Source organism: Shewanella sp. MMG014 (genome assembly GCF_018100775.1).
GTDB lineage: Bacteria > Pseudomonadota > Gammaproteobacteria > Enterobacterales > Shewanellaceae > Shewanella > Shewanella japonica.
On record NZ_JAGJDZ010000002.1, the window covers coordinates 271,567 to 289,501 of the forward strand.

Genomic DNA, 17,935 nt, shown 5'->3' on the forward strand with positions numbered 1-17,935 from the left:
TCTATAAAATATGAGGAAAAAGATATTATAAAAACCATCTATCTATATGAGTAAAAATCAAAAAATATTTTTTTATTTTTTTAAAATTTAATTCTAATCCAGTATTCTTTGATTTAATGCAAAGAAATCAACAAGCATTAACACTAAAGTTACCTAGGTAACAAATATTCAAGATTGATAGAGGTAAGTTGTTGATGTTAAGTAATCACACGACAGCAGGTTCACGTGTAGCAGGTTCGAAATCAGATGAGTAAGTCATACAAAAAAAGAATAACTTGCATTCATTGTGACGCAGAAATTGTGGATTTTTCATCCATGTGTCATTGCAAAAAACGTCATATCATGTTTTCCAAACTGACTATTACCGTACTGGGCACATTGAGTGTATTCATGGCTATTTCCACAAGCCTTTTTTGGCTTGATGTAATTTGCCATCCTTTTAGCTTTCCTGAGCACAATTCAATCACTTATGTATTAGCTGCAGGTTGTTTTTTGGTTAGTTGGTACTGCTGTCTTAGATGGTGTAAAGACACAATTAAAACGGCCAAAAGATCGTCTTAAACTGACAGTGAAGTCTGCTTTACAAAACGTTTCATCTACTGATTAAAATGTGTTTTAGATAAGCTCATTTGACTAATCTGTTTATCAAAATACACCTTTAAAAAATCGAGTAATAATCGCAATTTTTTTGAGTCAGCCGCCCCTGGCGGGAATACACCATAAATATTAATATCGGATAAATGGTAATCATCGAGCACGGTTTCAAGTGTTCCTTGCTTAACCTTAGGCCAAGCATCATAAGTCGGCACCCTTCCTATACCATGTCCTCCTTCAATAAAGGCTGTTCGTGCTGAAGCATTATTTGTGGTTATCGAGCCTTTCATTTCAATACTGAACGATCGAGCACCTTTCTTCAGCTCCAACACTTTTTTAAGAGGTTTATAGATAACCCAATCATGTGAGCTAAGATCAGCCGGCGAACTCGGGCGTCCGTTACGATCAAAGTATTCAGGAGAACCGCACAAACAAGTCGTTAATACACAGAGTTTTGTAGCTTGTAAACTTGAATCAACTAATGGCGCACCTCTTATCGCTAAATCAAACCCTTGATTTATGATATTGACAATTTCATCAGTCAACATGACATCAAGTTCAATTTTGGGGTACAGCACTTTAAATTCGTTCAAGGCTGGCACTATGGTTTCAAGTCCAGCATTAACCGGACAAGTAATACGAATTAGCCCTACGGGCTCACTTTTCATATTTTCAATTTGTCGATTCGCATTAAAAGCTTGCTCAGCAATCACTTTACATGACTGATAATAGGCTTTGCCCTCTTCGGTTAGGCTGATGCTTCTTGTTGAGCGGTTAAGTAACTTTACTGATAAATGCGCTTCAAGCTTTTTTAAATGGTAGCTCACCACAGCACGAGATAAGCCGATGTGCTTTGCCGCGCCACTCAAGCTACCTTGCTCCACTACTTGTGAAAAAACCACCATGCTCTTTAACTGTTCAAACGATACGTTCACTTAACAATACTCCGCTTAAAACCTTCCGGCCATTGTATCAATTAATTAAACAATGAAGTCAAAAATATCTGCATTGTACGAATCTAAATGTATTTCTATACTGTGTAGCATTATTCAGAGCCTCATTACACAAACTTGTTTAAGGGAATATCATGACTCAAGCAACACAAACCACCAAAAAAGTATTAATGGTGCTAACTTCACATGACAAGTTAGGCGATACAGGTGAAAAAACCGGATTTTGGATTGAAGAGTTTGCAGCACCTTATTATGTATTTGCCGATGCTGGCTATGAAGTCGTTTTAGCCTCTCCTCTTGGTGGACAGCCGCCTATTGATCCCAAAAGTGAATTAGCTGATTTTCAAACAGAGGACACTCACCGTTTTGACAACGACGAGCAGCTTAAATCATTGCTGGCTAACACTCGTGTATTATCTAGCATAAATCCAGCAGAGTTTGATGGCGTATTTTATCCGGGCGGACATGGGCCATTATGGGATTTAGCTGACAATGCAGATTCAATCTCACTGATTAACCAATTTGTGGTTCAAAATAAACCTATCGCAGCAGTTTGCCACGCCACAGCAGTGTTATTAAATGTCAAAGACCAAAACGGTAAGCATATTGTCGCTGATAAAGCCGTAACAGGCTTCACGAACTCAGAAGAAGACGCTGTCCAATTAACGGATATTGTGCCATTTTTATTAGAAGATGAACTTATCGCCCGTGGCGCTGATTACCAAAAAGCGGCAGATTGGCATGCTTTCTCCGTACAAGATGGCTTACTCATTACAGGTCAAAATCCTGCTAGCTCATCATTAACAGCACAAAAGTTGATTAGCCAGCTCAATGCATAACAGTCAATTAGTCTTGATCCCCACTGTGTAACACAGTGCATCACTTTATTATCAGGAACGACACATGTTAAATTTTTCTTTTCAAAACAATACAAAAATTTTATTTGGTGAAAACCAAATCAGCGCAATCAGCCAAGAAATCCCAGCAGATGCCAAAGTATTAATGGTTTATGGTGGCGGGTCGATTAAGTCAAATGGCGTATACCAACAAGTCACCGAAGCACTTAAAGACCATACTTGGTTTGAGTTCTCTGGTGTTGAGCCTAACCCGCAATACGATACATTAATGAAAGCGCAAGCCATCATTGAAGCGGAAAATATTGATTACCTCCTAGCAGTAGGCGGTGGTTCAGTTGTTGATGGCGTTAAATTTATAGCCGCTGCAGCAAAATTTGAAGGCCAAGATCCTTGGGATATCGTTGCAAAAGGGGCCAGTGTTAAACAAGCACTGCCAATCGGCGCAGTCTTAACACTGCCAGCGACAGGTTCAGAGTCTAATGGTGGCTCAGTTATTACTCGAGATGGTAATAAACTGCCATTTGGTAGCCCATTAGTCAGACCATTATTTGCAGTACTCGATCCTTCTGTGACGCTATCACTGTCAGATCGACAAATTAGTAATGGGGTTATTGATGCTTACATTCATATTATGGAGCAATACTTAACTTACAGCGTCAACGGTAAAGTACAAGACAGATTCAGTGAAGGTTTACTGCAAACCTTAATTGAAGAAGGCCCTAAAGCTCTGGCTGCCGAGACAAAACAAGATCTTGAAGTCAGAGCTAATATCATGTGGTCAGCCACCATGGCACTAAATGGCTTAATTGGTGCCGGCGTACCACAAGATTGGTCGACTCACATGATTGGTCATGAATTAACAGCCAGCCACGGTATTGATCATGCACGTACTTTATCAATCGTGTTACCTGCAGTAATGAAAGTGCGCCGAGTACAAAAACATGACAAGCTAGTTCAATATGCTGAACGTGTATTTGGCATCACTACAGGCACTGATGAGCAAAAAATTGATCAAGCGATTCTTGCAACAGAAGCATTCTTTAAACGAATGCAAGTGCCAATTCGTTTAGGAGATATTGATTTAGGTACAGATCAAGTCGATGTAATGGTTAATGCCCTTGAAAAACACGGTATGACAAAACTAGGTGAACATGGTGATATTGATTTAACTGTCAGCCGAGAAATACTAACGACAGCGTTATAAATGATTTAACTTAATTGAACACAGATTTTTACTCTGTTGTGACTAAAAGCTAGCATCTTGCTAGCTTTTGTTTTTTATACTGTTTTAATATTTTGGTCACTACTGCAAGAAGTGTGATCTAGTGTTGAAATTTTCAATTAATTCATCAAATGTGGAATATTGATGAATTTAAATAGTAAACGAAAGACTCAGGTTGGCTTACTATATTCTACACTTGAAGAATTATTCATACATTAGTGCTTACCGATGCCCATTCTTAAAAAAACTGCTGGTAGACCGTTAACTCAGGTCGATAATCGCAATGCATTAATCGAAGCTGCTCGCGTACTCTTTGTTGAAAGTGATTACGACAAAGTATCTGTACGTGCGATTGCACAGCAAGCGAATGTTGACGCCAGTCTGATCCGTTATTATTTTCAATCCAAATTGGGCTTATTCAGTGAAATGCTAAAAGAAACATTAGCACCACTGACGCAAAAAATATCTCAAACTAACAAAGCAATGATCCACAACTCACCAGAAGAAATACTTAGCACTTATTACAGTATGATGAGTCAAAACCCAGATTTTCCGAAGCTCATTTATCGCACTGCAAGTTTGCCTGACTCACCGCAAAATCGTGAGCTACAAACAAGGCTATTAACCTTAATGCCATCACCTAAATTCGCCATCATAGACAAAATTAAAGATGCCGATATTTTAAAAGCGGATGTTGATGTAATGTGCGCCAAAATGAGTTTTATTAGCTTACTGATTTTCCCTTTTTTGATGCCTGAGCTATTTAAAAAAGCCGTTGGTATCGAAACCTCACCTGAATTTATGCAAAAGCTTGCGAAGCACAATGCATCACTTTTACGTCATGGGCTTTTTGCCGATGACAACCAACCAAGCCAGGACTGCAAAAAATGACCAGCTTAAAAAGACGTTATGTTTTCCCGGGGATTGCTGCCGGATTTATTATTTTATTTATCGCTATTGCAATGCGCTCATCGCCTGAACTGGAAGCAGGTCATGACAAATCTCGTTTAGTTGAAGTCATTAATCTCGACAAACAACAAAGTATGCCAGTGATTAAAGCGTATGGCAGAGTCGCGCCAAAGCACAGTTGGCAAGGTATTGCTGAGGTTGGTGGTAAGATTATTTATCGTCACCCAGAACTTGAAACTGGCCGCTTAATTAAAGCTGGCACCTTAGTATTAGCTATTGATCCACTCGAATACGAACTTAAATTGGCGCAAGCTGAAGCCAATGTAAATGCCGCAGAGGCGCAGTTAATTCAGTTAAACCAAAAAGAAGTTAACCTTGAAACCAGTTTGCAAATTGAAAAGCAAAAGCTCACGTTAGTGGATCAAGAGTACCTGCGTAAACAAGCGCTAAATGTTAAAAATCTTATATCTAAGTCAGAACTCGAAACCCAAAAGCAAGCATTACTTGCCCAGCGTAACCTAGTTCAAGACTTAAACAGCAGCTTGAGTTTACTGCCCGATGATAGAAAAGTGACCCAAGCTCAAGTCAAAGTTAATCAAGCCTTACTGAATGATGCACAGCGACAACTCAACAATACCCGTTTTACCCTGCCCTTTGACGCCCGTATTGCTGAGGTGAACATAGAGCGAGCTCAAGCGGTAACGAATGGTTCGGTGTTATTTGAAGCCCACCAGCTCGGCGCTGTAGAAATCAAAGCCGAGCTCTCTTTGCAAGATGCTGAAACACTGATTAGCAGCATCTCTGGGATCCCACGTGATACAGCATCATTACCATCAATCGAAAAAGTCAACTTTGATGCTTATGTTGAAATCAACATGGGACAAAATCATCACCAGTGGCAAGCAAAACTCACTCGTATAGCCGATACCATTAATCCAGATCAAGCAACCATAGGCTTTTACCTGGAAGTTGAACAAGACTTTAATGATATGGATCTGGTAAAACGCCCACCATTAACCAATGGCATGTTTGTTACTGCTTATATCCATGGCTACCCGTCAGAGCAATTTGTTATTCCTGAAAAAGCCCTCCACGGCGACCAAATCTATGTCATGGATCTTGAAGGAAAACTACAGATTATTAAGGTTAAAGTGGTATATCGCACTGATAAGGGCGTCGCAATCGAAAGCCTGTCAACAACCGCACCATTAACGCAAAACATGCAAATCGTTACTAACGATCTAATTCCTGCCATTGCAGGCATGAGTTTAAAAGTGGCGCAACAAAACAGTCAAAGTGATGAGGAGTCAAACCAGTGATTAACTTTTTCACTCGACATCCAACCATCGCAAACTTGATGATGCTGGCGTTTTTTGTTGTCGGCCTAAGTAGTATTGGCAAAATTAAGCGAGAAACATTCCCAGAGTTTAGCCCGCCTTACATTATTGCCAGTGTCGTTTATCCAGGCGCCTCTCCTGCAGAGGTTGAAGAAAGCTTATGTTTGAGAATGGAAGATGCCATTGATGGCCTAAGCGACATTGAAGAAACCAAATGTGATGCACAAGAAGGCTTTGCCTCTCTTACCGTTAAGCTCAACGGTGATGCCGATATGGGTCGCAGTTTAGTCGATATTCAGACTGAAATTAACGCCATTAAGGACTTCCCATCACAAATTGACCCACCAACCGTCAAAGAGCTTGATTGGGCTGAACCTGTCGTCGATATTGCTATTGCAGCCGATGCCAGTTTGCCTCACTTAAAGTCTTACGCTGAAGATTTAAAGCGACGATTAAAGATTGATGCAGGGGTTAATTTAGTCACAGTATCAGGCTTTTCAGATCATCAAATCCGAGTCGAGCTAAACGAGGCTGACATAAGACGTTTAGGACTTACCGTGGCAGAAGTCGCCGATAAAGTTGGCCGTCAGAACGTTCAAATGCCAGCAGGCAGCGTAGAGTTATCAGATAAAAACTTATTGATCCGTTTTGATGAGCGGCAAATTACCCCAGAAAATTTGGGTAAAATAATCGTATCATCAAACCCTGAAGGCGGTGTGGTTCGCTTACGTGATATCGCTAAAATTGAAGACTTATTTGAACTAGAAGAAGAGCACACCATATTTAATGGTAAAGCTGCAGCGGTATTAAAAGTTCAAAAAAATAAAGCTGATGATGCTTTGCGCATTAAAGAGCGAGTCACCGAGTTTGTTGCCCAAGAGCAACTCGTCGCCCCTGATGGCGTAACGCTCACGCTGACAAATGATATGTCATCATTGCTACAAGACAGATTATCCATGCTGCTTAAAAATGGCTGGCAAGGGATCATCTTAGTGTTCTTTTCAATGTGGCTGTTTTTCTCGTTACGTTATTCTTTTTGGGTGTCCGCAGGTCTGCCTGTCGCCTTCATGGGCGGGTTATTTTTAATGTGGGTGTTTGGCGTATCCATTAACATCATGAGCCTAGTCGGTTTGTTAATGGCCATCGGTATCATGATGGATGATGCCATTGTGATTGCAGAGTCAGTTGCTGCCCATGTAGAAAAAGGCTTACCCATTAATGATGCTGTCACTCAAGGAGTTAAAAAGGTCGCACCAGGGGTATTCTCATCCTTTTTAACGACAGTATTTATTTTTGGCAGTTTGTTGTGGCTCGACGGCCAAATGGGCGATGTACTATCTGTTGTACCACTCGTCTTAATTATGGTGCTCAGCGTCAGTTTGATTGAAGCTTTTTTGATTTTACCGAACCATTTAAGCCACTCATTAAAATCAAATAAACAAGAAAAACCACCGCTTAAATTTAAGCGTGTCTTTTTAGAAAAATTTGAGCATTTCCGTAATAACAATTTAGTTGAAGCTGTCACCTTCGTGGTTAAGTGGCGTTATGCAAGCCTTGGGGCAACCTTAGGTTTACTCTTTGTCTCTATTGCCCTAGTTGCCGGCGGCGCTGTGAAATTTGTTGGCTTCCCTGAGCTTGATGGTGATATTGCTGAAGCGCGCATTATATTGCCGCCTGGCTCAACACTGGATCAAACCAAACAAGTGGTCGAAAAGTTAGTTGCCAGTGCGAATAAAGTGGGTGACCGTTATACCAAAGAGAATCAAGAAGACTCAAATTTAATTCGGTATATCACCGAACAATACAACATGAATGCCGATGCCGGCGAATCAGGTCCCCACGTTGCAACAGTCAGGTTAGATTTATTGTCAGCGGAGACTCGAGAAAGCTTAATCGATGACTTTATTCGAGATTGGCGTCTAGAAAGTGGAGACATTGCTGAGCCATTATCGCTCGTCTTTAAGCAACCAAGTATGGGGCCTGCTGGGCGTGATGTGGAAGTCAGACTTCAACATGATGACTTAGAATTACTCAAAATGGCCTCAGTCGATCTGCAATCTTATTTAAGCCAGTTCTCAGGTGTAAATGGTATTTTAGACGACATGCGCCCAGGCAAAGAAGAAGTGCTCGTTAAATTGCGTGACGGCGCTGAAAATTTCGGTGTCGATGGCGAGATGATCGCATCACAACTGCGCGCAGCTTACTTTGGGCAAACTGCCGATGACGTGCAAGCAGGACCCGAAAACATTGAAATTCAAGTACGCCTAAATAAACAACAAGCAGGGAATTTACAGGCATTAGCCAACTTTCCTATTATGCTTAGTGATGGGAGTCAGCTACCACTTAATGCTGTCGCTACATTGAATTATGAGCGCTCTTACGTACGTATACAGCGAATTGAAAGTCAGCGTACCGTAACCGTAATGGCTGATATTGATAATGCTAAAGCCAATGGTAGTGAGATTGTCAGTAAAGTACGTAATGAATATGCCAATGAATTACGAGAAAAATATCCAGGTTTACGAGTGGACTATGAAGGCGCGGCTAAAGAAACTGCTAAAACTGGTGCCTCGTTCATGCAAGGTTTCATCATTGGCTTATTTGGCTTGTTCGCCATTTTAAGTTTTCAATTCAGAAGTTACTTAGAACCATTTGTGGTGATGTTAGCCATCCCACTTGCCTTAATTGGGGTATTCTGGGGACATTTATTAACAGGTCACAGCCTATCAATGCCATCAATTTTAGGCTTTGTTTCATTAGCTGGTATTGTCGTCAACGACTCCATCTTATTGGTGCAATACATAAGGCACCACGTTGATATAGGTGATGACATTCAAGAAGCAGTAGTCAAAGCGAGCCGAGATAGATTTAGAGCGGTATTTTTAACATCGCTTACTACAGCTGCAGGGTTACTGCCATTACTGATGGAAACCTCATTACAGGCGCAAGTCGTAAAACCGATTGTAATCTCTATTGTGTTTGGTATTTTCACCTCTACCTTATTGGTATTATTTATTATACCAAGTGCTTATGCCGTATTAGCTGACTTTAATCTCGTGCATAAGCATGAAGAATTGTCAGCCTAAACAAACCATAAGCTCAAACTGACAAAAAACAAAAGGCCGTTAATGACAACATTAACGGCCTTTTTATTGATAAATCAATATACCTGAAACTGTAAATAGACTCCGTCTTACTCATGCTCAGGCTATTTATTTATTTTATTCAACAATTGCAATAAAGTTTGCTGTTCTTGCTCATCGAGAGCTTCCAGACACTTCTCATTGACCCACTGCGCTTCATGGATCAAGTCTTGCTCTAGCGCTTTGCCCGCGTCAGTTAAGAAAATTTGGAATGCACGGCGATTGTCTGACTCTTGGTGGCGAGTGATATAGCCTTGTACTTGTAATTGGTCAAGCAGACGCGTCATGGTGTAGTTAGCCACATCACATAGCTTTGATAGTTCAGTTTGGCTTATGCCCTCTTCTTGCCATAAAGAAAACAGCACCGGCCAAAGCTTAACGTCTAATTCATAACGTTTTAAGCGTTCATCAAGCTCATTTTGAAGCGTGATGTTGAGGTGAGAGATTTGATAATAAAGACTTTCGTACCGCTTCATAAACCCTCCTACATGCTCAGCAATCCTTAGCTACTAGGTAAATTAACGAATCAAGCTAAGAATGCAGATTTCTGAGTTGTATTTTAGATTACCATCATATACTCAGGTTAACACCTTAAGCTAGGTAAGATACGTATAAGACCGCTATTTTAGTCAGTCTGTTACAAATTGATTAATATAGCGGTAGTAACAAGCACGCCCTAACCCTGCAATGACGCCTCTTTCTACTGGAAATTCAATAGCATCTTCTAACAATCTCACCAATGAAGGGTTGTTGATTATATGCTCAGTACCAATACTGCTAATTAGGGATAAGCTGTTATCATCATTTTCAATATAATCAACAATCACGAAAGCGTGACGTTCAACTGTCACCTGCACCATTTCCACTGGCGTAATCAAGAAATACTTCCCATCAATACCATTGAGTACACTCGCAAATAACTTAGCAAACTTTTTCGGCAGTGGACTGCCCAAATACGTCCAGTCGCCTTGCTTATTAATATTAAATAGTGGCTCATCACTGCATAACCGTGTAGACGATTGTTGGCTTTCGTTATTATTGGGGCTTAATTGCCCCAATTGTTCGGCAATGTTAATGGGGTCAGCCATTATCTTGTTTCGCTTGAACTAACAATTGCAATAAGGCTTCAATTGGATGTTTTGGTTTGAAGCCTGCAAAACGTTTAACTTGGCTTCGACATGAATAGCCTGACACTAAAATTTGCGTTTTATCGTCAATCTTATCTAAGGTCGGCTGCCAAGACATAGCAAACAATTTAGTGGAACGACCTAAATTATCTTGTTCGTGACCGTAGGTGCCTGCCATACCGCAGCAACCAACGTTTATCACATCGAATTCAGCCCCAAAGTGACTAAATATGGTTTTCCATTCTGCTGGCGTGGCAGGTTTTGCCGTAGATTCAGTACAATGGCTGAACCAACTAAATTTTTGCTGCGTGTTATTCAGTTTTGGTATTGAATTGATGGCATCCGTTAGCCATTCATTTGCTAATAACACTTCAAAATTTCCACGACTATTGCCTAATACTTGCTGATATTCATCTCGGTAACATAAGACTAAGGCTGGGTCTAACCCTACCATTGGCATATTAAGCGCGTACACTTGATTCAAAAAATCAGCACTGGATTGCGCTGTTTTTGCAAACTTATCTAAAAAACCTTTTATGTGGGTAGGCTTACCATTAGGTTTAAATGGCAATAATACCGGCTTTAAGCCCATTTCTTTTATTAGCTGAATAAAGCGATACACCAGATCCGCATCATAAAAGCTGTTAAAAGGATCTTGAACTACTAACACATATTGAGCACGCTCTGACTCAGGAATACCCTGTAGCGCTTCTAAATCATAGCCACGACTTTCGTGTCCATCTAAGCGTTGTTTGAGTGTCGGCACCGATAATGCTGGCGCATCGACATAACCAATCGATTTTTTAATCACCCATTGGCTGAGTTTATTTTGCGATGCAAAGTTAGTCACCTTTGGCATTGCGGCCATCATAGGTAACATATCTTCAATACCTGCGACCAAATAGTCTTTTGCTGGGCGCATGTAACGCTTGTAATAGATATTAAAAAATTGCGCTCTGAATTTAGGCACATCGACTTTAACTGGGCATTGTCCAGAGCATGCTTTACAGGCTAAACATCCTTTCAAAGACTCCATTACTTCATGGGAATAATCGTAGTCACGCTCTGCGTTATAGCTATTCTGAGCACGTTGTAAAAAACTTAATGGTTTTGACTTAGCTAGGGCATCAACATCAACACCTTCAGCTTCTAGTAAACGTAGCCATTCTCTCATTAAGCCACTGCGCCCCTTTGGCGAATGGATACGGTCGCCCGTTGCTTTAAATGACGGACACATAAAAGAATAACTGCTGTAGTTAAAGCAAAGGCCATTACCATTGCAGTTCATCACATCAGGAAACGCATCACGTACTTGGATTGGGATTTGACGGTCGAATGTGCCACGTTTAACACTGTCAACGTTAAACATCATAGGGCCACTGTCTTTTGGAGCAACCAATTTACCTGGGTTTAAACGGTTTTGCGGATCGAATAAACCTTTAATTTCTTCAAGCTCACCGTACAGTTCATCGCCAAATACCGCTGGACCGTATTCTCCGCGAACACCTTTACCATGTTCACCCCACATCAAGCCGCCATATTTAAGCGTTAACTCTGCCACTTGATCTGAAATGGTTTTCAATAACTTTTCATCTGCTTCATCACACATATCTAGTGCAGGACGAACATGTAACACACCAGCATCAACATGACCAAACATGCCATATTGCAGCTTATGCCCGTCTAATAAATGACGAAACTCCATAATAAAGTCAGCTAAGTTTTCAGGCGGCACTGCGGTGTCTTCGGCAAATGCAAGTGGTTTTCGGCGTCCTTTTGTTGCACCTAGCAGACCTACTGCTTTTTTACGCATCGCATAAATTTTATTGATACTCGGTTTATCTGAAGTGATTTGATAACCCACAACACCAGCTTCTTCATTGGCAAGTTGGCTTGCCAACACAGATTCCAGTTTGCTAATACGTGCTTTGACATCCTCTTCATCACCCGCAAACTCAACCATGTTAAGCCCCTCGATGACTTTATCAGGTACAGCTTCAATCAAATGCGAAACTGAATGCCAGATGATATCTTCGCGGGCAAGGTTAAGCACTTTTGAATCGATCGTTTCAACCACTGTGGCACTGGCTGCAACCAAAGAAGGTGCATGCCGTAATGCTGACTCAAACGAATCATATTTGATATTAAGCATCATTCGCGTGTTAGGAAGCGGTGTAATATTAAGTTTAGCTTCGGTTAAGACCGCTAGCGTGCCTTCAGAGCCTGCTAATATCCGCGATAAATCAAATTGAGTCAGATCATCATTCCAGACATGGCGTAAATCATACCCCGTTAAAAAACGATTTAACGCAGGGAATTGCTTAACAATCAAGTCTCGCTTTTCATGACAACGACTCGCTATATGACTGACAATATGTTGAGCAAAGGAGTTTTGATTAACTTGTTGGTGTAAATCACCTTGTTTACCCAGTGCAATATCACCTTGCATTGGTGAAGTTGCTAGTACACTGCCATCAACCAGCACGCTGGTTAGTCCTAATACATGATCTGAGGTTTTACCATAGACAAGAGAACCCGCACCAGAAGCATCAGTATTAATCATCCCGCCAACAGTGGCACGGTTAGAGGTTGATAAGTCAGGACTAAAAAAGTATCCATGTGGCCGCAGTGCATCGTTCAATGCATCTTTAACGACACCGGCTTGTACTCTGACCCAACCTTCTTCAGCGTTGACTTCAAGCACTTGATTCATATGCCTTGAAACATCAAGAATAAAGCCATGAGTTAAAGACTGACCGTTAGTACCTGTACCACCGCCACGGGCACTAAAAGTGACTTGCTTATATTGAGGATCTGAAGCCAGTGTTAACACCAGTTCAACATCAGTTTGATTTAGCGGATAAATTACAGCTTGAGGTAAAAACTGGTAAACAGAATTATCGGTCGCTTGGATTAGCCTTGCGCTGTAACGTTTATCTATTTCACCTGCAAACGAAGAGGCTTCAAGCGCTTCTAAAAAGCGTAAATAGATAGGTTCTAATGTTTGATGATGGGATAGCAGCGGCAGCATAGTCGACTTCTGTTATAGTAATTTTGTCATCATTATAAACAAAAAAATAACAGCTAAGTAGTTGAGTTAGTAAAATTCATTAAATTTTGATATCGATTGAATATTCTACAAAATCATGGCTGCATATTTCATCAATTGATAAATATCTGCCTCATCCTAATGAATATGATGACTTATCATTGAGCATCATTGGCACAATTGTAATGTCTGTAATTAATTGGTAGACAATAATTGGCAAAAATTAATTGGCCAAATTGATAACCGAGCCTAACAATAAACGACCTGTTAATTCCTACAGAGTGAGTTGATATCGGTTTTAGAGAAATGTTTAAAATTTAAATAGCGCTTATTTCTGCTTGATTGTTAACGGTTTACCTTCTATTCCTGCATAAAAAACAATTATCTCGACTGGTTCTACTCCTGAGTTAGTACCGTAATGCCATTTATCAACGACTTCAGCTATTGCATCACCCGCTTTCATAACGAGTTGTTTACCGGCTTTTGTCGTTACAGTTAAATGTCCTTTCGTTAATATGCCAGCATTAATGACCGGATGCTGGTGATATGGCAAGGTCGCACCGGGGGCAATGGTTATTTTTAAAATAGTGACTTCTGGTTGACCTGTTGGGTAACTAGGTAGTGTACGACCATCCCAACTTTTGGTTGTTTTAAGGAGTTGCTCAACTGCAATATCATCGGTTGGCTCTATGGCGACAGCTGTGCTCAAAAAACTAGAAACGAAAGTCAGGCTTAGGCCTAAAAACATGACTGAACGTAAAGCGCTTGCTAGGCACGGTATCTTCTTAGCTGTAAAGTGGTAAATCATGTTATTTCCTTATAGTCGATGATTTTAAATCAGAGGTGAATATTAAAGCAGAGTCAAAATCCGTTTTATACAAATCTATCTGAAGCACTAATTTGAGATGCTAAATCCAACGTATTTAATCAGAAGTTATTAATCAGAAGTTATTAATCCAAAGTACTTAATCCAAAGTACTTAATCCAAAGTACTTAATCAGAAGCGCTAACTAGCAATAGCTGGATTACTATCTGTTTTTATCAGATTCAGATTATATACAGCTTATGAAAAACCTGTGAAAAGATATCAATAAAAAAACACCTATCGAGTCATCATGCAAACTAGATAGGTGATAAAGTGTGATGATCAGAATACTAAATTACATGTGTCGTGTAACACAATAGACGGTATTACAGACGATATGGCTTATTAAGAAAAAATAACAATAAATAACACTTACTCATCTACCGCAGTCGCTCCCTCTTCCGCACTGCATATGAAGATACTTGGAGCCAGGCCTGTTTGCTGCTCGTATTGTGCATTAACCGCTTTAATCACTTGCTCAACCATCTCATCAGGTACGAGTGAAACCACACAACCTCCAAAGCCTCCACCGGTCATTCTTACTCCACCAGCCTCTCCTATCTCAGCTTTAATGATCTCCACTAAAATATCGATTTCCGATACCGTTATTTCAAAATCATCTCGCATAGATGCATGCGATTCTGCCATAAGTCGTTGTAATGTTTTGATGTCATTATTTCTCATTGCCTCAGCAGCATCTATGGTACGTTGATTTTCGGTGATAATATGCCTTGCTCGCTTGGCAATTACTGATGAAAGTTCACTTTGTTGATCATTAAATCTTGCGATATCAACATCACGCAGTGCCTGAACATTAAAATAAGCTGCTGCATCTTCACATTGCTGCCTGCGAGTATTGTACTCACTGTCGACTAAACCACGTTTTTTGTTGGAGTTTACAATTAATACGCTGAAACCAGCAGGCAGTTTTACTGGCTGAGTATTTAATGAGCGGCAATCAATTAATAACGCATGGCCTTTTTTGGCCTGCGCCGAAATAAGCTGATCCATAATGCCGCAATTACACCCAACAAACTTATTCTCAGCTTCTTGGCCATTTAGGGCGATTTCTTGTTGCGATATAGCTAAGTGATATAAGGTTTTAAAGGTTTGACCTATCACCACTTCTAATGCCGCAGATGAGCTTAACCCCGCGCCTTGTGGGACATTTCCACTAATAACGATATCGGCGCCATTAAAATGATAACCACGTAATAATAAGTGCTTTACCACGCCACGAATGTAATTAGCCCAATCATGCTCTGCATGAGTTATTTCTTCACTTACACTAAACTCATCAACAGCTAAGCCATAATCTAACGAAATAACTCGTACGACATTGTCATCACGACGACTTGCAGCTACTGCTGCGTTGTAATTAATGGCGCATGGCAACACAAAACCATCATTATAATCAGTGTGCTCGCCAATTAAGTTGACTCTGCCTGGCGCCGTAACGACATGACTAGAGGCATAACCAAATTGCGCTTCGAAAGCGTGTTTTACATTCTTTATCAATTGCTCACTCATTATTCAATCCGTTATCTGTATTATCTCTTTAAATAAAGCGCTTCGATGCGCCAGCTACTGGCTATATTTCGTAGTCTTTATACTTGCCCAAATGGCCGCTTATTCTGATTTATAATGCACATCACTTTGCTGACGAAGCATTGTGGCAGCTTGTTCTGGGGTGAGATCCCGTTGAGATTCGGCCATCATTTCATATCCCACCATAAACTTTCGTACACTGGCAGAACGTAAAAGTGGTGGTAAAAAGCTGGCATGTAATGTCCATTCAGGGTGGTTTTTGCCATCAAATGGCGCACCATGCCACCCCATTGAATACGGGAAAGAACAATTAAAAAGGTTGTCGTATTTAATGGTAATTTTTTTAATAATATCGGCGAGTGTCGACTGTTGTGCACAGCTGAGTTCTGTCATGCGAGTTACACTAAAACGCGGTAAGACTAATGTTTCAAATGGCCAAGCCGCCCAATAAGGCACCACAACGACCCAATCTTCATTAGCCACTACAATGCGTTCTGCATTGTCCAGTTCTCTGCCAACGTAGTCATTTAAAAGGCTTGATTGATGGGCCTCATAATACGAAGACAATGCCAATTGTTTTTTTTGCACTAACGTTGGTAAATGATTTTGCGCCCAAACTTGGCCATGTGGATGAGGATTTGAGCAGCCCATAACCGCCCCTTTATTCTCAAATACTTGTACCCACTGATACTGCTCGCTTAATTCTCGAGTTTGCTCTTGCCAACAGGCCACGACTTTTGTGATGGCAGCAACAGATAACTGCGGCAAGCTTTTACTGTGATCAGGCGAAAAACAAATAACACGACTTTCACCTTGCTCTGTTTCCATTTTAAATAAAGGATCGTTTTCACTGTGTTTAGGGGTGTCTGGTTTTAATGCAGCAAAATCATTTTGAAATACAAAAGTATCTTGATACTCAGGATTCACTTCTCCATTAATTCGCGTATTACCCGAGCACAAAAAGCAAGACTCGTCATAACTAGGCTTAACGTCATTATCAATGCTTTCAACTTGGCCTTGCCAAGGCCGCTTTGCTCGATGTGGTGAAACAAGTATCCACTCATTTATCAATGGATTAAATCGGCGATGAGGATGCTCAGTAGGATCAAACGTCATGATGCTTTCCATTTCAATTTTATAAACAATAATGCTAATAACTCGATGTCACACGTGCTGTTTAAAAACAATACAATGACAAAAGGGTAAACGTTTACCCTCTTTTATGCAATAGCTATTTTTAATTGGACTATTTGTTTGCTAAACCCGAGTTAGAAAGGTAATTTACTGCTACTAATAATTTTCATTCAGGATATGTTGTGTCAAAAGCAACCATTAAAGATATCGCTAGAGCCGCCAATGTATCTGTGGCTACTGTATCACGTGTCGTTAATAATGGACCCAAAGTGGGCGCTAAAACCCGAGAACGTATTCAACACCTAATTAACACTATGGGGTATCAGCCCAATGTTAATGCTCGTTCATTGGTCATGAAAAAAGCAGCTACCATTGGTGTGGTTATTCCTGATGTTGCTGACCCATTTTTTGCAGCACTCGCCAAAGGAGTCGACCAAATTGCGCGAGAAAATAAAGTGCAGCTACTTATCAGTACTGGCCAAGTGAGTGCTGAATCAGAAATGAAAGCGATAACGTCTTTGATGCAACAGCGCTGTGAATCAATCGTGATTCATAGCAAAAAAATACCAGATGAAACATTAATCGCTTTGTTTAACGATAACCCAAAGTTTGTATTAATTGATCGCTATATTGAAGCAATCAGTCACCGCTGTATTTGGCTTGATAACCACATTGGTGGTCAAAAAGCGGCTGACTATTTCTCCGAGTTAAATCATTGCAATATTGCGTGTGTAAACAGTAATCTGGATATTGATGATCCAAAAGAACGTTTGGCAGGATTTCAACGTGGTTTAGCAAGTCATGGCTTAACACTCAATGATAAATTAATCACCTATGCATCACCTAGCCTGCAAGGTGGAGAACAAGCGGCTCAAGATTTACTTAAACAAAATACTCCCTTCAGTGCCATATTTGTATATAACGACGCTATGGCCATTGGTGTTATTTCAACCCTTGAAGATAAAGGCTTGTCAGTACCTAATGATGTTTCCGTCATCGGCTTTGATGACGTGTTATTATCACGTTATTCAAGACCTAAGCTAACAACCTTACGTTATCCTATTGATTCCATGGCTAAAAATGCGGCCTTGTTAGCCCTGTCAGCTACTATTAATCCAACAGCGCAAGTATCATTTTATTCACCAGAGTTAGTGATAAGAGAGTCTACTCAAGCCTTATAAATTATCGATCATTTTC

The 17,935-nt window shown here is 40.5% G+C and carries 13 protein-coding genes; 6 read left to right on the plus strand and 7 right to left on the minus strand.

All coding sequences use genetic code 11. The features are described 5' to 3' along the window. Positions 1-596: 596 nt before the first annotated feature. Positions 597-1,529, minus strand: a complete 933-nt coding sequence (locus J8L86_RS04165) for a LysR family transcriptional regulator (RefSeq protein WP_211028867.1) — start codon at positions 1,527-1,529, stop codon at positions 597-599. 152 nt (positions 1,530-1,681) lie between these two features. Here J8L86_RS04165 and J8L86_RS04170 point away from each other — a divergent pair, with 152 nt between their 5' ends. The 5 genes from J8L86_RS04170 to J8L86_RS04190 all read left to right on the plus strand — a co-directional run bounded on the left by J8L86_RS04170 (position 1,682) and on the right by J8L86_RS04190 (position 8,958). After that, positions 1,682-2,386: a type 1 glutamine amidotransferase domain-containing protein gene (locus tag J8L86_RS04170; protein ID WP_211028870.1), complete on the plus strand. Its 705-nt coding sequence runs from the start codon at positions 1,682-1,684 to the stop codon at positions 2,384-2,386. A 64-nt stretch (positions 2,387-2,450) separates the two neighbouring features. Then, the gene (locus J8L86_RS04175) at positions 2,451-3,608 is read left to right on the plus strand and encodes an iron-containing alcohol dehydrogenase (protein WP_211028871.1); all 1,158 of its coding nucleotides are present in this window, start codon (positions 2,451-2,453) and stop codon (positions 3,606-3,608) included. Between the two features lie 246 nt (positions 3,609-3,854). Next, positions 3,855-4,517 (plus strand): TetR family transcriptional regulator, encoded by a 663-nt coding sequence (locus tag J8L86_RS04180; RefSeq protein ID WP_211028872.1) that lies wholly within the window; start codon positions 3,855-3,857, stop codon positions 4,515-4,517. After that, entirely contained in the window at positions 4,514-5,854 is a 1,341-nt protein-coding gene (locus tag J8L86_RS04185; RefSeq protein ID WP_211028873.1) for an HlyD family secretion protein, read from the plus strand. The genes J8L86_RS04180 and J8L86_RS04185 overlap by 4 nt, the downstream gene beginning before the upstream one ends. Beyond that, on the plus strand, positions 5,851-8,958 hold the full coding sequence (locus J8L86_RS04190) for an efflux RND transporter permease subunit (RefSeq protein WP_211028875.1): 3,108 nt from the start codon (positions 5,851-5,853) through the stop codon (positions 8,956-8,958). The genes J8L86_RS04185 and J8L86_RS04190 overlap by 4 nt, the downstream gene beginning before the upstream one ends. A 122-nt stretch (positions 8,959-9,080) precedes the next feature. Here the strand turns inward: J8L86_RS04190 and J8L86_RS04195 are convergent, their stop codons facing one another. The 6 genes from J8L86_RS04195 to J8L86_RS04220 all read right to left on the minus strand — a co-directional run bounded on the left by J8L86_RS04195 (position 9,081) and on the right by J8L86_RS04220 (position 16,720). Beyond that, positions 9,081-9,491, minus strand: coding sequence for a MarR family transcriptional regulator (locus J8L86_RS04195; protein WP_055023233.1), 411 nt, complete (start codon positions 9,489-9,491; stop codon positions 9,081-9,083). A gap of 153 nt (positions 9,492-9,644) precedes the next feature. Then, positions 9,645-10,103, minus strand: coding sequence for a DUF1285 domain-containing protein (locus J8L86_RS04200; RefSeq protein ID WP_211028878.1), 459 nt, complete (start codon positions 10,101-10,103; stop codon positions 9,645-9,647). Next, positions 10,096-13,173 carry an FAD-binding and (Fe-S)-binding domain-containing protein gene (locus J8L86_RS04205; RefSeq protein WP_211028880.1) on the minus strand — a complete coding sequence of 1,026 codons (3,078 nt, stop codon included), beginning with the start codon at positions 13,171-13,173 and terminating at the stop codon, positions 10,096-10,098. The genes J8L86_RS04200 and J8L86_RS04205 overlap by 8 nt, the downstream gene beginning before the upstream one ends. 346 nt (positions 13,174-13,519) lie before the next feature. Continuing rightward, positions 13,520-13,999: a cupin domain-containing protein gene (locus J8L86_RS04210; RefSeq protein WP_231919023.1), complete on the minus strand. Its 480-nt coding sequence runs from the start codon at positions 13,997-13,999 to the stop codon at positions 13,520-13,522. Between the two features lie 429 nt (positions 14,000-14,428). Further along, positions 14,429-15,586, minus strand: coding sequence for a galactokinase (gene galK / locus J8L86_RS04215; protein WP_211028881.1), 1,158 nt, complete (start codon positions 15,584-15,586; stop codon positions 14,429-14,431). 99 nt (positions 15,587-15,685) lie between these two features. Next, positions 15,686-16,720 (minus strand): UDP-glucose--hexose-1-phosphate uridylyltransferase, encoded by a 1,035-nt coding sequence (locus tag J8L86_RS04220; protein WP_247663186.1) that lies wholly within the window; start codon positions 16,718-16,720, stop codon positions 15,686-15,688. 200 nt (positions 16,721-16,920) lie between these two features. On the opposite strand from J8L86_RS04220, the gene J8L86_RS04225 reads away from it, so the two are divergent. After that, positions 16,921-17,919, plus strand: coding sequence for a LacI family DNA-binding transcriptional regulator (locus J8L86_RS04225; RefSeq protein WP_211028884.1), 999 nt, complete (start codon positions 16,921-16,923; stop codon positions 17,917-17,919). Positions 17,920-17,935: the final 16 nt, after the last annotated feature.

Bases quoted from the DNA above. Each gene is read 5' to 3' on its own strand.
- J8L86_RS04195 (WP_055023233.1), bottom strand. From the start codon at position 9,491: ATGAAGCGGTACGAAAGTCTTTATTATCAAATCTCTCACCTCAACATC.
- J8L86_RS04175 (WP_211028871.1), top strand. From the start codon at position 2,451: ATGTTAAATTTTTCTTTTCAAAACAATACAAAAATTTTATTTGGTGAA.
- J8L86_RS04170 (WP_211028870.1), top strand. From the start codon at position 1,682: ATGACTCAAGCAACACAAACCACCAAAAAAGTATTAATGGTGCTAACT.
- J8L86_RS04205 (WP_211028880.1), bottom strand. From the start codon at position 13,173: ATGCTGCCGCTGCTATCCCATCATCAAACATTAGAACCTATCTATTTA.
- galK (WP_211028881.1), bottom strand. From the start codon at position 15,586: ATGAGTGAGCAATTGATAAAGAATGTAAAACACGCTTTCGAAGCGCAA.
- J8L86_RS04220 (WP_247663186.1), bottom strand. From the start codon at position 16,720: ATGACGTTTGATCCTACTGAGCATCCTCATCGCCGATTTAATCCATTG.
- J8L86_RS04200 (WP_211028878.1), bottom strand. From the start codon at position 10,103: ATGGCTGACCCCATTAACATTGCCGAACAATTGGGGCAATTAAGCCCC.
- J8L86_RS04210 (WP_231919023.1), bottom strand. From the start codon at position 13,999: ATGATTTACCACTTTACAGCTAAGAAGATACCGTGCCTAGCAAGCGCT.
- J8L86_RS04180 (WP_211028872.1), top strand. From the start codon at position 3,855: ATGCCCATTCTTAAAAAAACTGCTGGTAGACCGTTAACTCAGGTCGAT.
- J8L86_RS04185 (WP_211028873.1), top strand. From the start codon at position 4,514: ATGACCAGCTTAAAAAGACGTTATGTTTTCCCGGGGATTGCTGCCGGA.